General features: G+C 40.4%; 20 protein-coding genes. 13 read left to right on the top strand and 7 right to left on the bottom strand.

Annotated elements, in window-relative coordinates:
- Positions 1-226: 226 nt before the first annotated feature.
- The 4 genes from ACF8FD_RS05720 to ACF8FD_RS05705 all read left to right on the top strand — a co-directional run bounded on the left by ACF8FD_RS05720 (position 227) and on the right by ACF8FD_RS05705 (position 3,273).
- Positions 227-496, top strand: coding sequence for a YARHG domain-containing protein (locus ACF8FD_RS05720; RefSeq protein ID WP_004697032.1), 270 nt, complete (start codon positions 227-229; stop codon positions 494-496).
- A 30-nt stretch (positions 497-526) separates the two neighbouring features.
- A complete protein-coding gene (locus ACF8FD_RS05715) occupies positions 527-940 on the top strand; it encodes an HIT family protein (RefSeq protein ID WP_004697031.1) in 414 nt (137 codons plus the stop codon).
- Between the two features lie 128 nt (positions 941-1,068).
- A complete protein-coding gene (locus ACF8FD_RS05710; protein ID WP_031995565.1) occupies positions 1,069-2,019 on the top strand; it encodes an IS481 family transposase in 951 nt (316 codons plus the stop codon).
- 201 nt (positions 2,020-2,220) lie between these two features.
- Complete coding sequence (locus ACF8FD_RS05705; protein WP_234304984.1) at positions 2,221-3,273, top strand: porin; 1,053 nt, start codon at positions 2,221-2,223, stop codon at positions 3,271-3,273.
- Between the two features lie 103 nt (positions 3,274-3,376).
- Here the strand turns inward: ACF8FD_RS05705 and ACF8FD_RS05700 are convergent, their stop codons facing one another.
- Positions 3,377-3,997 (bottom strand): YidB family protein, encoded by a 621-nt coding sequence (locus ACF8FD_RS05700; protein ID WP_234304985.1) that lies wholly within the window; start codon positions 3,995-3,997, stop codon positions 3,377-3,379.
- 108 nt (positions 3,998-4,105) lie between these two features.
- On the bottom strand, positions 4,106-4,573 hold the full coding sequence (locus ACF8FD_RS05695) for a DUF6231 family protein (RefSeq protein WP_004697025.1): 468 nt from the start codon (positions 4,571-4,573) through the stop codon (positions 4,106-4,108).
- A 34-nt stretch (positions 4,574-4,607) separates the two neighbouring features.
- Between ACF8FD_RS05695 and ACF8FD_RS05690 the strand changes: the two genes are divergently transcribed.
- Positions 4,608-5,477, top strand: a complete 870-nt coding sequence (locus ACF8FD_RS05690) for a DUF2797 domain-containing protein (RefSeq protein WP_234304986.1) — start codon at positions 4,608-4,610, stop codon at positions 5,475-5,477.
- 82 nt (positions 5,478-5,559) lie between these two features.
- On the opposite strand, the gene ACF8FD_RS05685 is transcribed toward ACF8FD_RS05690, so the two are convergent.
- The 3 genes from ACF8FD_RS05685 to ACF8FD_RS05675 form a co-directional block, all read right to left on the bottom strand.
- Positions 5,560-7,422 (bottom strand): SurA N-terminal domain-containing protein, encoded by a 1,863-nt coding sequence (locus ACF8FD_RS05685; protein WP_392453274.1) that lies wholly within the window; start codon positions 7,420-7,422, stop codon positions 5,560-5,562.
- A gap of 131 nt (positions 7,423-7,553) precedes the next feature.
- Positions 7,554-7,826, bottom strand: coding sequence for an HU family DNA-binding protein (locus ACF8FD_RS05680; RefSeq protein ID WP_004697018.1), 273 nt, complete (start codon positions 7,824-7,826; stop codon positions 7,554-7,556).
- Between the two features lie 175 nt (positions 7,827-8,001).
- The gene (locus ACF8FD_RS05675) at positions 8,002-8,466 is read right to left on the bottom strand and encodes a phasin family protein (RefSeq protein ID WP_392453272.1); all 465 of its coding nucleotides are present in this window, start codon (positions 8,464-8,466) and stop codon (positions 8,002-8,004) included.
- Positions 8,467-8,659: 193 nt separating this feature from the next.
- On the opposite strand from ACF8FD_RS05675, the gene ACF8FD_RS05670 reads away from it, so the two are divergent.
- The 8 genes from ACF8FD_RS05670 (at position 8,660) to fdx (ending at position 14,848) form a co-directional block, all read left to right on the top strand.
- Positions 8,660-9,307, top strand: a complete 648-nt coding sequence (locus tag ACF8FD_RS05670) for a hypothetical protein (RefSeq protein ID WP_087013627.1) — start codon at positions 8,660-8,662, stop codon at positions 9,305-9,307.
- A gap of 113 nt (positions 9,308-9,420) precedes the next feature.
- On the top strand, positions 9,421-9,894 hold the full coding sequence (locus ACF8FD_RS05665) for an Rrf2 family transcriptional regulator (protein ID WP_004697011.1): 474 nt from the start codon (positions 9,421-9,423) through the stop codon (positions 9,892-9,894).
- A 1-nt stretch (position 9,895) separates the two neighbouring features.
- Positions 9,896-11,113, top strand: a complete 1,218-nt coding sequence (locus ACF8FD_RS05660; RefSeq protein ID WP_392453271.1) for an IscS subfamily cysteine desulfurase — start codon at positions 9,896-9,898, stop codon at positions 11,111-11,113.
- A 104-nt stretch (positions 11,114-11,217) separates the two neighbouring features.
- The gene (iscU, locus tag ACF8FD_RS05655; RefSeq protein WP_004697007.1) at positions 11,218-11,604 is read left to right on the top strand and encodes a Fe-S cluster assembly scaffold IscU; all 387 of its coding nucleotides are present in this window, start codon (positions 11,218-11,220) and stop codon (positions 11,602-11,604) included.
- Between the two features lie 36 nt (positions 11,605-11,640).
- Positions 11,641-11,961 carry an iron-sulfur cluster assembly protein IscA gene (iscA, locus tag ACF8FD_RS05650; RefSeq protein WP_004697006.1) on the top strand — a complete coding sequence of 107 codons (321 nt, stop codon included), beginning with the start codon at positions 11,641-11,643 and terminating at the stop codon, positions 11,959-11,961.
- Between the two features lie 119 nt (positions 11,962-12,080).
- Entirely contained in the window at positions 12,081-12,596 is a 516-nt protein-coding gene (gene hscB, locus ACF8FD_RS05645) for a Fe-S protein assembly co-chaperone HscB (RefSeq protein WP_004697004.1), read from the top strand.
- Positions 12,597-12,633: 37 nt separating this feature from the next.
- Positions 12,634-14,493 (top strand): Fe-S protein assembly chaperone HscA, encoded by a 1,860-nt coding sequence (gene hscA / locus ACF8FD_RS05640; protein ID WP_392453270.1) that lies wholly within the window; start codon positions 12,634-12,636, stop codon positions 14,491-14,493.
- 16 nt (positions 14,494-14,509) lie between these two features.
- Positions 14,510-14,848 carry an ISC system 2Fe-2S type ferredoxin gene (fdx, locus tag ACF8FD_RS05635; RefSeq protein ID WP_004697000.1) on the top strand — a complete coding sequence of 113 codons (339 nt, stop codon included), beginning with the start codon at positions 14,510-14,512 and terminating at the stop codon, positions 14,846-14,848.
- A 74-nt stretch (positions 14,849-14,922) separates the two neighbouring features.
- Here the strand turns inward: fdx and ACF8FD_RS05630 are convergent, their stop codons facing one another.
- Together ACF8FD_RS05630 and ACF8FD_RS05625 are read right to left on the bottom strand one after the other, a co-directional pair.
- Positions 14,923-16,386 carry an adenylate/guanylate cyclase domain-containing protein gene (locus ACF8FD_RS05630; protein ID WP_234304991.1) on the bottom strand — a complete coding sequence of 488 codons (1,464 nt, stop codon included), beginning with the start codon at positions 16,384-16,386 and terminating at the stop codon, positions 14,923-14,925.
- 58 nt (positions 16,387-16,444) lie between these two features.
- A complete protein-coding gene (locus ACF8FD_RS05625) occupies positions 16,445-16,879 on the bottom strand; it encodes an HIT domain-containing protein (protein ID WP_004696995.1) in 435 nt (144 codons plus the stop codon).
- Positions 16,880-17,018: the final 139 nt, after the last annotated feature.

Raw genomic sequence — 17,018 nt, 5'->3', positions numbered from 1 at the left:
GAGCCTAAAAAAGTTGTAAAAATAGGCTGAATTACATAAAAAACTGAAATATCCATTTCCACCTTGTATTTTAAAAGCTATTGATATATATAAATTTTATGTATTATATGCAGCAATTATGAAGTAAAATTACAATTGAGTAAGAACTCACCATTGAATAAACAGAACAAACCCCTATAAAGTAATAGCGTGACTACATACAATGTTACAAACTGAGGAAATTCTCATGAAAAAGTTGACTGTAGCGGTTTTTGCCAGTCTTGCAACATTAATCGGGGCGCAAAGTTTTGCGGCATCACCTGAGCAAGAGTGTCAAAAATTAAAAGATGATCATGATGTCATTTATGCATCTAAAGGTTTCTGTTTCAAGGACCCTGAAGCGAAAGCAAAATTTGGCAATGATAATTGCTACACCACTAAACCGAAATTCTCTGAAAAAGAGCAACAACGTCTTGACGCCATTAAAGAACGTCAAAAAGAATTGAACTGTAAGTAAATCAGTTTAAGCGAAACTTAAGGAATAGACATGGCTTACGATGAGCAAAACATTTTTGCACGGATTTTACGTGGTGAACTTCCAGCCATTAAAGTATATGAAGATGACCAAGTTCTTGCATTCATGGATATTATGCCTCAAGCAGACGGTCATACTTTAGTCATACCAAAAACACCTGCTGTGACTTTACTCGACCTCCCTGCCGATGCTGCTGCCTACACCATTCAAGTGGTACAAAAAGTAGCAAAAGCCATTGAAGTCGGTTTGGATGCCCAAGGCATTGTCCTCATGCAACTGTCTGGAGCTGCTGCTGGGCAAACCGTTCCCCATGTACATTTCCACCTCATTCCGAGTTCGGTACATGAGCTAGGTAAGCATGCGTTGCAAATGGGTGATCAAGAAAAAATCAAAGCACAAGCAGAAAAAATTCGTGCTGCTTTGTAATTCCACCTATTCAATCAAGGAGCTTCGGCTCCTTTTTTTAGGTCTAAAAATAAATAAGATCAATAATCTAAGTGTTTAGTCCCAGATTTTAATGGTGCAATATTCTCAGATAAATGGAAGGAAGCACTATGGGACAAGTTCTACACAGCAGCGCCACAACGACACAGGCAGTGCGTCGAGCAATACAAAATAGTCAAGAGAGCTTAAGAACGCTAGCCAAGCGTTACGGCATCAATCAAAAGACCGTCGCAAAATGGAAGAAACGTACTTCAGTAGATGATCTTACAACCGGCCCAAAGAATCCTCGCTCAAGCGTGTTATCGCCTGAAGATGAGGCGGCAATTGTTGCTTTTCGAAAACGCACTTTGTTGCCGCTAGACGATTGCCTTTATGCATTGCAGCCGAGTATTCCTTATCTGACACGCTCGTCGTTACACCGCTGCTTACAGCGGCATGGTATTTCACGACTGCCTGAGGTACAAGGTGATCGCCCTGTCAGGAAGCGCTTCAAGAGCTACCCCATTGGTTACTTTCATATCGACATCGCTGAGATGCAAACAGCACAGGGTAAGCTTTATCTCTTCGTTGCCATTGATCGCACTTCCAAGTTTGCGTTCACTGAATTGCATACTAAAGCCAGTAAGATGGCAGCCGCGGAGTTCATGCGCAATCTGGTTAAGGCTGTGCCCTATAGAATCCATACGGTGCTAACAGATAACGGCATCCAGTTCACGAACCGCACCTGTGATCGCTACGCCTCTGAGCACATCTTTGATCGGGTTTGTACTGAATGTGGCATTGAACATCGTCTTACCAAGGTTAAGCATCCATGGACCAATGGACAGGTCGAGAGGATGAACCGAACGATTAAAGAAGCTACTGTCAAACGGTTCCATTACGACGATCACACTCAGCTATGCATTCACCTTGCTGATTTTATTGCTGCATACAACTTCGGCCGCAGACTCAAAACACTCAGGGGCCTGACTCCCTACGAATTCATCTGCAAACAGTGGACAGATGAACCTGAACTTTTTAAAATTGATCCGATCCATCAAATGCCGGGACTAAACATCTAAGCACTCAAAATCAACCTTAACAATTTATCGCGGAAATGCATTTGACATTAAGTTGTTTAATATTTTTGTAATATTCCCTTAATATTAATGACTTATTTGTAATCAATAATGAGCGCCAAGAGACAGAAGTCTGATGAATAAAAAGACGACTGAATAACCTTTTATAGACGAATCAACAAAAAGTCTTTCTTGGAGCTACACATGAAAAAAACACTTTGCGCATTAGCAGTTGGGGCAACTTTACTTACACCAGCTTTAGCAATAGCTGCTGACGTAAAAATTTATGGCCGTGCGCATGTTTCTTTAGACTATCTAGATGATGGTGCTGACTATAACGAAGTTGGTCTTTCTTCAAACTCTTCACGTCTAGGCTTCAAAGCTGAACAAGAGCTTGAAAATGGTATGACTGTATTCGGCCAAATTGAACAAGAAATTAACTTCGCAAGTGGCTCATCAAATGACAACGTTGAGTTTGCTACTCGTGATACTTTTGTAGGCTTAAAAGGCAACTTCGGTCAAGCACGTGTGGGTCGTTTTGACAGCCCATTCAAGGCTGCACGTGGTCCAATCAACTTTTTTGGTGACATGGTTGGTGACGTACGTAACGTAACACGTGTAGGTAACTTGAAGTTTGATGAACGTAATGCAAACACGATCGAGTATAAATCGCCTAAATTTGGTAATGGTTTCAATGTATTAGGCGCACTTTCTTTACATGAAGCAAACAGCCCAGATGCAACAAAAGATGGTGCTAAAGACAAAGATAAAGCTTATGACTTAGCTTTAACCTATAAAGAAGGTAACGTCGACTTCGCTGCTGCATATGAACACTATGAAGAAGAAGCAACTAACGGTGAGCGTGATGGTTTCCGTATTGCTGGCGCATACAAAATCACTCCTGACTTTAACTTAGGTGGCATGTATCAATTCCTACAACATGACAACTCTACAGTTACTCCTGATGCTCAAGTTTTTGGTGTAGCAGGTGAATACAAGTTTGCTCCAAAAACTTTAGTACGCGGTGAAGTATTCTATCGTGATGTCGATGCAGATGATGCAAACTCAACATTACTCGCAGTTGGCCTTGAGCACCGCCTAGATAAAGCAGTTCGTTTATACGGTAACTTAGCAACGGTTATTAATGATGACAAATCAAACCTAACCCCTTGGAAAGAAGGTCGCTCAAACAGCGTAGGTGGTACAGCGGGTGAAAATAGCCTTGGTCTTTCTCTAGGTATGCGTTACGACTTCTAAGTTGTGCTCCCCTAAAAATTAAAAAACACGCTTCGGCGTGTTTTTTAATTTAGAATTTTAAGTAATAAAAAAGCCATTCTATGATGGCTTTTTTATTGTGAATTTAGCGCTTTAAGAAGCCCGAAACTAAGTTCAATACCTGTTGAATATCCGCGTTGGCTTCTTGAGGATTAGTTTGTCCTGCTTGCGGGGTGAGTGAATCAATAATTTGCGGTAACACTTGTGAAATAGCACTATACACATCTTGTTTAGGTGCATTCGCTTGCTCTGCAACTTGCTCCACTGCGGCATCATCAAACAAGTTTTGAACTTGCTCTGGATTTACACTGGCGTTTTCTCCAGGTCCTGTAGAAACCCAGTCCTCAACCTGACTGCTTAAACCTTGCCCTTTGAGTTTATCTAAAGCTGCCTGCAAACCACCTTGCTGTTGAATCCATGCCAAAATCAAAGGCAATACCGCAATCAATAAACTTTTTCCACCGCCTGCGAATCCTGAGTTCTGCGCGTTTGGCGCCTGCTGCGACTGTCCACCAGTCAAACCACCCAACACCGAACCTAAAATATCGCCCAGACCACCCTGTTGTGTTTGGCCCGTACTACCTGCTCCGAGTTGCCCAAGCACCGAACCCAAAATCCCGCCCAAACCACTTTGCTGGTTTGACTGTTGCTGACCGCCCATGGCCTGCTTTGCCAAAATTTCTATAATATTATTCAGGTTCGTCATCACTTTATTCCATCTAGGTTTTTTAAACAGCATACGATGTTTAAAGAAACCCTATAGAGATAAATTGTTAATTTTTGCTATGAATGGAAAAATACAGTCGCAGTCAAATCACCAACGGAATTTATTCCAGTTTTCAGGATTCGCCCAAAACTTTGAATTAAACCAGTCAGGCACATGCTTATAGGTCAAAATATTAAATTGCCATAAAGCAAAGTCTTTACCATGCGTCGTTTTATCGATTAGTTGAGTAAAACCTAAAGCACGAAGTAGTTGTTCATCCTGCAATTGACTCACCACCACAATACGCTTTGCCATCAAATCTCTTAAACGCACCAATAGTTGTGATTTTTGTTGTGAGCTTATATTTTGCATTTCTGCCGTATCAAAAAGTACAAAACCTAAATCATAGCGCTGGGTAAAAGGCAGACTTAAAAAGTCAGATACGCTAAAATATTGCCATTGAATAGATTGATGATGATTTGGGCTGAGATCCTGCCCAATGCACAATGCAGTTGAAATAGGCTGTTCTTGAGATAAATCGTCTAGCATAGAAGTAATGACGTTCAGTTCAGCCATAACCGCATCCTTAATATTGAGTGAGTAATTCTGTATGGAACTTCAAGGCATTTGCCATAAAATGCATGCAGGTCTTAAGGACCTTAGTGTAACTGATCAACATACACACAAGGCAAATGTTGAATATAAATTTATCCTAGATCGTTCAGAAGTTGACCTTCCTTTTAACTTGGGTCAAGAAATCGAGATTGAATGGACTGGTAAAATCTTCTGTGTTTCATGTGGTACGAAGACTTCTAAATCATTTTCACAAGGCCATTGCTTCAAGTGCTTTAAAACCAAAGCCTCTTGTGACATGTGTATTATGAAACCTGAAACCTGTCACTACCACCTAGGCACCTGCCGAGAAGACAGCTTCGCGCATGAAGTTTGTTTCCAGCCACATATTGTTTATTTAGCCAACTCAAGTGCCCTAAAAGTTGGGATTACACGGATTAGCCAAATGCCAACCCGTTGGCTCGATCAAGGTGCAACCCAAGCCCTTCCAATTATGAAAGTCGGTTCTCGCCGTCTTTCAGGCCAGCTCGAAATTATGTTTGGCACACAAGTGGCAGACAAAACCGATTGGCGCAAATTACTCAAAGGCGAAGCTGAACCACTCGACTTGACTGAGGTTCGCGAACAACTCATCGAAGAGTTTGCACCTAAAATCCAAACCATTCGTGAGGAATTTAGTCAAAATCTTGAATTCAATGAAACGGTTGAACTTTTGGAAACTGAACTTCCACGCAAGTTTGTTTATCCAGTTGATCAATATCCTGAGAAAATTAAATCCCACAATCTGGATAAAACCCCAGTTATTCGCGGCAAGTTACAAGGGATCAAAGGTCAGTACCTGATTTTAGATACAGGCGTGATTAATATTCGTAAATATTCAGGTTATGAGCTCAAAATTCGTGCCTAAGCTTGTTTATCCTTAAATAAAATTTGTTTATCTACACACATAAAAAAACCTGCACGAATGCAGGTTTTTTTATGACATGCGATTATTTAATTTTTGCATGTGCTTTTAAGTATTGCACATAATCTTCAGCTTCTTGCTGACCACGAAGTTGTTGATATAACTTCGAAAGCTCAGCCAATTGCTCATCCGTCAACGCACTAGACGTCGTCTTGTTTACGTTTGATACCGCGACCACCACCATTTCTGTTGGCAATAATGCTGTTGTTACAGACCACTGTCCTGCTTTTGGTGCCGCTTGGCTAAACGCCGCACGCTCAACTGCACGTGGCAAGCCTTGTGAACGAATAAACACTTGCGGTGCAGTAAAGGTCAAACCACTCTTGGCAACTACTGATGCCGCTGGTTGAGTTTTAAAGTCTTTTAAGCTTTGAGCAATTTTAGCTTTAGCAGCATCATAAGCTTTTTGTTCAACCAATTTTGCTTTCACACGTGGTGTTGCTTCTTGGGGCGTTTGGACACCTGCCGCATGATAATCACGTACTTTTGCCCAAACCACATCCCCATTCGGAAGTTGAATGCTACTGGTCGCGTTACGATCACCATTTTTAACGTCATCGTTAAACAGTTTCACTTTTACTGCAGCATTACTTAATACAGGATGCTGTGTAGATAAGGTCATGCCTTTTACAGTTTGAACTTGTACACCTTTAACTTCTTGAGACACCACGTCTAAAGCATCTGAGTCTACAACCAGTTCATTTAAACTGTTTACAGTATCAGAGAATGCATTGGCTGTTTTATTCTTCTGAACTTCCGCAGTCAAACGTGCTTTTTCATTTTCAAAAGATGGCAACTTCACAGCTTGTGCATCAGTTTCAATGACATGGTAACCAAATTCAGTTTTTACAGGCGCTGACACTTGACCCGATTTAAGCGATGCTACAGCTTGGTCAAAAGCATCACCAAAAGTGCCTTTGTTATAAACTGCTAAAGTACCACCATTCGCTTTAGATGCAGTATCTTCAGAATATTGAGCCGCAGCTGCCGCAAAGCTTGTGCCTGATTTAATTTTTGCCACAACTTCTTCTGCACGTTTTTTCGCTTCAGCATCTGTACGTGCATCGGTTGTAATCAGAATATGTTTAACCAAAGGCGCAACATTATCTTTTTGTGCTTCAACAAACTTTGTATAGGCTTGCTGCAACTCAGCATCAGTTACAGGTGAAGCAGCAGGTACATTGGCTGGTGTTAACAACACATAGTCAACATCTACACTAGCCACCTGTTTAAACATGGTTGGGTGTTGCTTGTAATAGTTTTCAATCTCTTGTGCTGAAACCTTGACGTTCTTTTTATATTCATCAAGATTTACATTGGCAAACTGTACAGTACGCTGTTCTGTTTGTAAGTTAGCAATTTGTTGAATATCTAGTTTACTCACCAATGCATAATCAACAAAAGTCGAACGCATCATTTTTAATGCATGGTCTTGACGTAAGTTTGCAACGAGCGCATCACTACTCATACCCACAGACTGCAAATAGCTTGAATAACGCGTTTCTGAAAATTTTCCATTTTCTTGAAAACTTGGCTGTTGAGCAATCATCTGTTCAATTTGAGTATCACTGAGTGAAATGCCCAGCTTTTCAGCCTGTTGCAATAACAAAGTATTAGCAATCAGTTGGTCCATCGCTTTATCTTTAATAAAGCTTTGGTTGAGTAAAGTTTCATCCCCATTGGCATAAGCTAAGAATTGTTCTTTAAAGGAAGCGGTTAAGGTCTCTAATTCCTTTTCAGAAATATCTTGGCCATTGACTGATTTCACAGCGTCTTTTGATCCGCTACTAAAATATCCTTCAATACCTACAAGTGCTAAAGGGGTCAAAAACAAAATGAGCAAAGCCTTGCCCAACCAACCCTTAATAACTTTACGAAAAGATTCCATAAGTATTCCAATATTTTATTTGCCCGAGATTTTAACTGAAAAGCAGCAATGAATGAATGTGTTATCGACACATTTTCTAATGTTTAATAAAAAACGCGCCGAAAAGGCGCGTTTAGTATTTATTTAAAAGATTAAGCAACAGAATCTTTTAAACCTTTACCAGCTTTGAAGCTTGGTACTTTGCTTGCTTTAATTTCTAAAGTAGCACCAGTTTGTGGGTTACGGCCAGTACGTGCAGCACGTTCTTTCACGTTGAAAGTACCAAAACCAACAAGTGTAACTGTATCACCAGACTTAAGCGCTTCAGTGATTGAAGCAATTGTAGCGTCTAAGGCCTTACCAGCATCAGTCTTAGACAATCCCCCTTTCTCTGCAATTGCATCAATTAATTCTGATTTATTCATGTGGATCGCGTCCTCTTAATATCGTTTATTTAAGGTCGAAAAATTTAGTATAAATTACCGTAACGCCTTTATAGCAATGCTTTAGGTGAAAACGCAATACTCTGTATATGCTTTTTTGGAAAATAAATCACAAAAAAACGTTGAAAAAGGTACAAAAGCACAACCAGATCACTTTTTACTCACTTTTTTTTTCGTTTAACTTCTTATTTTCTTCAATCAAAACATCGATTTTATCATTCAGTTGAAGAATCAGGTTTTCTAAGTACTGAATGTCTTTCACCGTGACCAATCCAATCCGGTTTAAGGAGTGATTTACTCCAAGATCCACAATCTTCTCAACCTTGTCTTTAGTATCCGTCACCGATTCACGCGCTTTTTCAGATACCTTTTCAACCGTTTGGTCAGCAATTTCAGTGGTTTTAGATTCTAACTCTTCGCCGACTTGGACCAAGGAGTCAAATAATTTATTCCCCTCTTCCTCTGCACGTGAAAAAGCACCCAAACCAGCTAACCAGATTTGCTTGGTATACTTTCTAAAATCCAAACTATTTTTACGGTTAAAATGATGCTTAGTTTTTGTTTTTTTTAGTGTTTCATCTTCTTGCGAAATATCATCTAACTCTATATCTGCTTTTTCCATTAGCACCATCTCCTGCATGATTTATGTGCAAAAACATCCAAAAAATCTTATAGATTGCATTATACTAGCAAATATTAGACTTGATCGATTTGTAAAACTGTTCTACAAAGCATCTTTATTACATTTTTATTTTTAAGTCTGAAGTTTTTGCGAGCAGGATGCTCATTTCAGGTCAGGATTTAGGTTACTACTTATGAGTGATTCTCAAAAAGAACACAATCAAACACATATGCTACTCACTATGGTGATGATTGTTCTTGAGACGATCTTTTCTCTTATTTTAAAACACGATCGCGTGGTTGCACTTCACTGTAAAAAATTTGTTGAGCAAAATATTGCGATTAAAATAAATAGCTACCTGCCTTATTTCGATTTCTATATCACCTTTACCGCTCAAGGTGTTTTATTTGACGCCAAAGCCCCCGAAAAACCAGTCGACTTAGATGTACGCACCACATTGATGGATTTAATTAAAATTTTCGTCTTTGGAAACCGTCGTAGTATTAAAACCATGCGTATTGATGGCGACATCACCTTAAAAGATGAGTTCCGAGATTTAATTTTACATTTTAGTGCACCTAAAGTTCTTGCCGATTGGAAAAACTGGTTAACTGAACCAACTGATCCGCAAAATGTAGTTGCATCTAAAAAGCGCATTGCACCACTTTTAGAGAAAATTGAAGAACAACGTTCTAAAATCAACACTCTACAGGTTGAAGTGAAACAATACAAAAATCGTATTCGCCGTATCGAGCAACGTCAAAAACGTATAAATGTCACATTTTTTGTGTTTTCTATACTTTTGATTAGCTTATTGGTATATAATATTTGGCTTGCATAACTACATAATATTTCAAGCAAATTAAATACGCGCAATCCCTATTAAAAAAACTTGACTATTTTAGTCAGGATTCTTAAAATCGACACATCTAGTCTAATCATGTGTATCGAATCATGCGCTTAACAACTCGCGGACGCTACGCAGTGACTGCTCTACTTGATTTAGCTTTGCAGCCAACTGAACAAACGATCACGCTTGCAGAAATTGCAGCTCGTCAAACTATCTCTGTTGCTTATCTTGAGCAGTTATTTGCGAAATTAAAGCGCCACGGCTTAGTTTCTAGTATTCGTGGTGCCAACGGTGGTTACCATTTAGCTCGTCGCGCTGATGAAATCACAGTATTAGCAGTTATTGAAGCTGTAAACGAAACAGTTGATGCCACTCGCTGTGACCATAAAGGCAACTGCCAAAATGGCGCAATGTGCTTAACTCACGATTTATGGCAAGAACTCTCCCATCACATTGCCGACTATCTCGCTAAAATCACTCTTGCTGACCTTGTAGCACGTGACAACGTTCAAAAAGTTGCCATTCGCCAAAACACAGCACCTTCAGATTCAGCCCTTTTATCGGTAACAGGTATTTGACATGAAACGTCCAATTTATCTTGATTATGCAGCAACAACTCCTGTAGACCCGCAAGTCGCTGAACGCATGATGGAATGTCTGACATTTGACGGCACATTTGGCAACCCAGCATCTCGTTCTCATGCTTACGGTTGGCAGGCAGAAGAAAAAGTAGAATATGCACGTGAACAAGTTGCGAACTTGATCAAAGCAGATCCACGCGAAATCGTTTGGACTTCAGGTGCAACTGAATCAGACAACTTAGCTCTTAAAGGCGTAGCACAATTCTATGCGTCTAAAGGCAAGCACATTATTACAAGTAAAATTGAACACAAAGCTATTTTAGACACTTGCCGTGAGCTTGAGTCTGAAGGTTTTGAAATCACTTACCTTGAGCCACTTCCAAACACGGGTTTAATTACCCCTGAAATGGTTGAAGCAGCTATTCGTCCAGACACTATTCTTGTTTCACTTATGATGGTAAACAACGAAATTGGTTCTGTGACTGATGTTGCGGCAATTGGTGAAATTACTCGTGCACACAAGATCTTCTTCCATGTCGATGCGGCGCAAGCTGCAGGTAAAGTTGAAATTGACCTTTCAAGCATGAAGATTGACCTTATGAGCTTCTCTGCTCATAAAATTTATGGCCCTAAAGGTATTGGCGCACTCTATGTACGTCGTACTCCACGTGTTCGTTTAAAAGCGCAAATGCATGGTGGTGGTCATGAACGCGGTATGCGTTCTGGTACACTTGCAACACACCAAATCGTTGGTATGGGTGAAGCATTTGAACTTGCAGGTAAAAACTTAGCTTCTGAACAAGCACGCATTCGCGTACTTCGTGACAAGCTTTGGAATGGCTTACAAGACTTAGAACAAATTTTCTTAAACGGCCACCCAACACAAAACGTTGCGAACTACTTAAACGTAAGTTTCAACTTTGTTGAAGGTGAATCGTTAATGATGTCGTTGAAAGACGCTGCTGTATCTTCGGGTTCGGCTTGTACTTCAGCAACATTAGAACCTTCTTATGTATTACGTGCACTAGGTTTGTCTGACGAACTTGCGCACAGTTCAATTCGTTTCAGTTTTGGTAAATACACCACTGAAGCAGACATTGACCATGTACTTACAGTGACGCGTTCTGCAGTTGAGAAACTTCGTGAACTTTCTCCACTTTGGGACATGTACAAAGACGGTATCGACCTTTCTACAGTTGAGTGGGCTGAACACTAATTTTCCCCATTGAAGTCACCCACATACTGGATGACTTCATTGAAAAATCAAGTTTTGACCCCATATTTAATATTAACGCTGACCCCGAGGTTTGGAGACGCATCATGGCTTATAGCGAAAAAGTAATTGACCATTACGAAAACCCTCGTAATGTAGGTGTATTAGACAAAAATGCTGAAAACGTAGGTACAGGTATGGTCGGAGCACCTGCATGTGGCGACGTTATGCGTTTACAGATCCAAGTAGATGACAACGGTGTGATTGAAGAAGCACGTTTCAAAACTTATGGTTGTGGCTCTGCTATTGCATCAAGCTCTTTAGTGACTGAATGGCTAAAAGGCAAAACTTTAGATCAAGCTCAAGCGATCAAAAACATTGATATCGCAACTGAACTTGCGCTTCCTCCAGTAAAAGTACACTGTTCTGTACTGGCTGAAGATGCTATTAAAGCTGCTGTTGAAGACTACCGCAGCAAAAAATCTAAAGCTTAATTGCTTCGCATTTTAAAGAAAGATTAGGGAGTTTTCATGATCAACTTAACCGAAAATGCTGCAACTCATATCAGCAATTATTTAAAAAATCGCGGTAAGGGTGAAGGTATTCGCGTTGGCGTGAAAACTTCAGGCTGTTCTGGTTTGGCTTATGTGCTTGAGTTTGTCGATTCAATTGATGCACATGACACCACCTTTGAGCAGTTTGGGGTGAAAGTATTTGTAGACCCAAAAAGCTTGGTTTATCTCGATGGTATGGAGATGGACTACGTGAAAAATGGTTTAAACGAAGGCTTTGAGTTTAACAACCCAAACAAAAAAGGCGAATGTGGCTGTGGTGAATCTTTCACCGTATAACAGTTCATTAACTTGCTTTTCAACATTAAAACAGTGTGTATCACACTGTTTTAATTGCATTTACATAGAGTGTTTTTGCTTTCGCAATGACCCCCAATTTAGCGCGGAATCCCTCTCCTATGAATCATTTTGAGTTGTTTAACCTCCCAGTAGCACTCGATATTGATTTAGCAACCTTAAAATCAGAATTTTTAAAGTTGCAGCAACAATATCACCCAGATAAAGCTCTCGATAAAGATCAAGCCCTCATAAAATCAAGTGAGATCAATCAAGCATTCAAAGTTTTATCTCAGGTTGATAGCCGTGCAGGATATTTATTAGGATTAAAAAAACAAGATTATCATCTTGATCAATCCATCAATGATTTTGAATTTCTCCAGTCTGCCTTAGAAATCCGTGAACAACTTGATGAAGCACGTTCAGCAGATGAATTACAATCACTCAAATTAGACGTTCAACAATGGATTGATGGTTTAGTCCGCGAATTCAAAATTGATTTTGAAGAGGAAGATTGGGCTGAGGCACGTGATGATGTCCGCAAACTTCGCTTCTTTGTAAAAGTCATGCATGACATAGATAAAGCTGAAGATCGTTTTGAAGATGACGATAGCTTTGATTTAGATGATGAATTTTAACTTATTTTTAATTTTTGACGCTCAAAGGATGTAACACATGGCTCTCTTGCAAATTGCAGAACCTGGTCAATCAAGTGCGCCACATGAACACCGTATTGCCATTGGTATCGACTTAGGTACAACTCACTCTCTAGTTGCAACTGTACTTTCAGGCAAGACAAAAGTTTTGCATGATGAACAAGGTCGTGTCTTACTCCCATCGATCGCGCATTATGGTGTAAGCCAAACCCAATATGGCGACGAAGCAAAACCATTTTTGACTGCTGACCCTAAAAATACCATCGTTTCAGTCAAACGTTTTATGGGACGCTCTAAAGCCGACATTAAGTTTCAACACCCCTACACTTTAGTGGGTGAAGATAATCAAATGCCTGCTTTTGAAACTGCTCAGGGCCGCAAAACCCCTGTTGAAGTGTCCGCTGAAATTTTAAAGCAACTGAAAGATCGTGCTGAAGCGAGCTTAAAAAATGAAGTCAATGGTGCAGTGATTACTGTTCCTGCATACTTCGATGAAGCTCAGCGTCAAGCGACACGTGATGCCGCACAACTTGCGGGTTTAAACGTATTACGTCTTTTAAATGAGCCTACTGCTGCTGCAGTTGCCTATGGTCTCGACCAAGAAACCAATCTTGCGCATGATCACAACTATGTGATTTATGACTTGGGTGGCGGTACCTTTGACGTTTCAATTTTACGCTTTTCACAAGGCGTGTTTGAAGTGTTAGCGACGGGTGGTCACACTGCATTAGGTGGTGATGACCTTGACCGTTTAATCGTAAAATGGGCGAAAAAAGAACTCAACATTGAGCAGTTCGATGACACTGAATATGCACACGTTTTAGTTGCTGCACGTAAAGCCAAAGAAGCTTTAACCGACGCAGAAAGCGTTCATTTACAAGTCCTAGAGCATAGCTTAACGCTTGATCGTGCGACATTTGAAAGCATTATCAAAGTTGCTTTAGATAAAACGATTAGTGTGTGCAAACGCGTCCTCCGCGATGCCAAACTTGAACTCAGCGACATTCAAAACGTGGTTTTGGTCGGTGGCTCAACTCGCTCTTATGCTGTACAAAACGCTGTACGCGATGTATTTGCTCAAGAGCCATTGTGTACCATCAACCCAGACGAAGTTGTTGCTATTGGTGCATCGATTACAGCCAATCAGTTGATTGGAAACACAGCCGATGGTGCATTACTGCTTGATGTAACTCCTCTTTCTCTCGGTCTAGAAACCATGGGCGGCTTGGTTGAGCGTCTTATTTCACGCAATACCGCAATCCCAGTTGCACGTCGCCAAGAGTTCACCACCTACCAAGATGGCCAAACAGCGATGTTGATTCACGTGGTTCAAGGTGAGCGTGATTTGGTTGAGCATTGTCGTAGCTTAGGTCGTTTTGTCCTTCGCGGTATTCCACCAATGACTGCGGGTCAAGCGCGTATTGAAGTGACCTTCCAAGTGGATGCCGATGGCCTACTGACGGTTTCAGCTAAAGAAACAACCTCTGGCGTACATGCACAAATTGACATCAAACCATCATATGGTTTGGCTGATAGTGACATGGAACGCTTACTGCTCGATGGTTATAAGTTTGCTGAAGAAGATAAAAATCTTCGTCACTTACAAGAAACTAAAGTTGAAGCAAAACGCGAACTCGAAGCTTTAGAGCAAGCCCTAAAAGTGGATGCTCACCTGCTCACGAGTGAACAACAAGTTGAATTAAATGCGGCCAAAACCTCATTAGAAGCAACACTTGAAACAACAGAAATCAAAGCAATTGAATCTGCTGTTGAACAGCTTAAAATACACAGTGATGCTTTTGCAGCAGCACGTATGAATCAGCATATCGATGCAGCGCTGAAAGGCACAAAACTCGACGACTGGTCAAACTCAAACTAATTTATAGGTAAAGACTATGCCACGTATTAAAGTTCTCCCACATGCGCAAATCTGCCCAGAAGGTGCTGAGTTTGAAGTTGAACAGAATGCAAATCTTTGTGAAAGCTTACTGAAAAATGGGATCAAGATTGAACATGCGTGCGATATGTCCGCTGCATGTACAACCTGTCACGTTGTAGTACGTAAAGGCTTTGACAGCTTAGAAGAAATGAATGATGTTGAAGCAGACCTACTGGATCGTGCTTGGGGCTTAGAACCTGACTCTCGCTTGTCTTGCCAAGTGAAGTTAGTGGATGAAGACTTAGAAGTTGAAATTCCTAAATACACAATTAACCACGCGTCTGAAAATCACTAATTTTCAAAGCCAAAAAAAGCCACTCATTGTAGTGGCTTTTTTACGACTCTCGCTTTGTATCTCACACCATCAAGTTAATGATATTCATTTTTCTGAACAGGCTCTATTACTTCATCTTCAAGATTGAGTTTGACGATACCTTGCGAATTAGTCATCTTCTGCTGGGTTTGAATACGTTGAATCATTTTCTCCAAGACTTGAATCAACTGCGGATATTCAAAATTCTGCACTTCATCTAAGTTTAGCAGTAAATGAAACCCTTTATATTCATAATCAAACCAGCGTTGATAGTCTGATTTTTGCGAGGTATATTTTTCAACGACTTGCCACGTCTTCACAGCACCTTTAATCCCCTTAAGGAAAATTGGCGCTTTCGGTGCACAAAGATAATCATTTTTTACTAAATTATGTGTATCGTCCGAAATTAAGATTTCATCCACTTGCGCTGCACTTTGTAAGCGTGCAGCAAGGTTTGCATCACGACCAACAATGGTATAAGCCATACGGTGCGATGCGCCATAGTTCCCTACGTGGCAATACCCTGTAGAAATTCCCATACGAATATGTAATGGCGGATAACCCATTTTCACCCAACGCTCGCGCAGGATTTTCATTTGCTGACGCATCGCCATAGCCATTTCCAAACAGTTTTGAGCATCACGCTCTACACCTTCAGAATTAGGGTCACCAAAGAACACTAAAATTGCATCCCCCATGAATTTATCAACAGTACCTTCATATTGCTTCGCAATTTCGGTCATGTGTTTTAAATAATCATTAAGTAGGAATGCTAAATCATCTGGAATTAAGCTTTCAGAAAGCTCGGTGAAACCCTGAATATCTGAAAAGAAAACTGTAAGTTTTTTACGTTTGTATTCAATTTTCGCTTCAGACTCACCCTTCATAATTGATTGCCACAACTGAACTGGTGCATAGCGACTCAGCTGATTGGCAAACTCCATATAACGGTTCATCTGATCGAAATAGTGATTTTTGCGGCGGTATATGTCTTGCATTTGGTTGCGCTGATAATAGCTACCCACGCCAAAATAAGTGGTGAGGCACAAAAAACCCAATACGATCAGTTCGGTACTGGTAGCCTCGAAGTACTCACCAAAACCAAAGACAAAGATAATAGAGATATAAAAGACAACCACCCCAATCAGGCTGGCCAAAGACACCATCAAAAAAGAAATTTTATTGCTAATAGCCGTATAAAGCATAGCAAAAATGGTTAAAAATGTGAGTACGATACTGAGATGTACAGCGGCTAAAATGATCGCTGTAATGACAATATCTATAACAAACATCACACCGCGTTGCATCGTATTATTGAAGCGATAACCTAACCACCTAGAAAATGGCGGTGTGATCAATAACACAATGAGCAACAGCAGCGGCACGTAAATCTGATATTTGGTATCTGCCATCGTATAATGATAGACGATGGTTATTAAAGACAGCATGCCATATCCCATCGCACGATGGAAATACACAAATTGTTTGGGCTCTTTAGATAACCAATGATCTAATGGCACTGCTCGTTCCCCATTATCCGCACGATCAAATCATCCCTGATTTGATTTCTCACGTGTATTAGTCCATACGCCAATCGAATGGCATATCACCTTGGCCACGTAGTGCAAGCATTAAAGTTTGACGCATATGCGCAAGCACTTCATTGCTATAAGGAACAGCGGGAGTACCCCAAACTGGTTTTGGCCATGCGACGTCGTTTTGATAACGTACAACATGGTGAAAATGGAGCTGCGGAACCATATTACCTAAAGCAGCAACATTCATTTTGTCAGCACGGAATACACGAGCCAATTGGCTTGATAACCAGCTTGACTCACGTAAAAACTGTTCTTGGTCGGCTTGACTGAGTTCATATAACTCAGTGATGCCTGGCACGCGTGGAATTAAAATTAACCACGGAAATTGCATATCATTCATTAAGCGACATGTTGAAAGTGGAAAGTCGCCTACAAAAAACGTATCTTGAGCAAGTTGTGGATGCAAACTAAACATATCTTTATAAATGATGCAAATTAAAATAATGGCTAATACTATCACATCCAATCAGAGGTGAATATTGTAAGCAATGTGTTTCAACACAAATAAACTACGTTTTACTTTGAACCACATCACATTTATTACTTTAATAAAT

Origin of the sequence: Acinetobacter sp. TYF_19 (genome assembly GCF_043105125.1) — a bacterium.
Lineage (GTDB): Bacteria > Pseudomonadota > Gammaproteobacteria > Pseudomonadales > Moraxellaceae > Acinetobacter > Acinetobacter johnsonii.
This window is presented reverse-complemented; position numbering and strand designations above follow the sequence as displayed.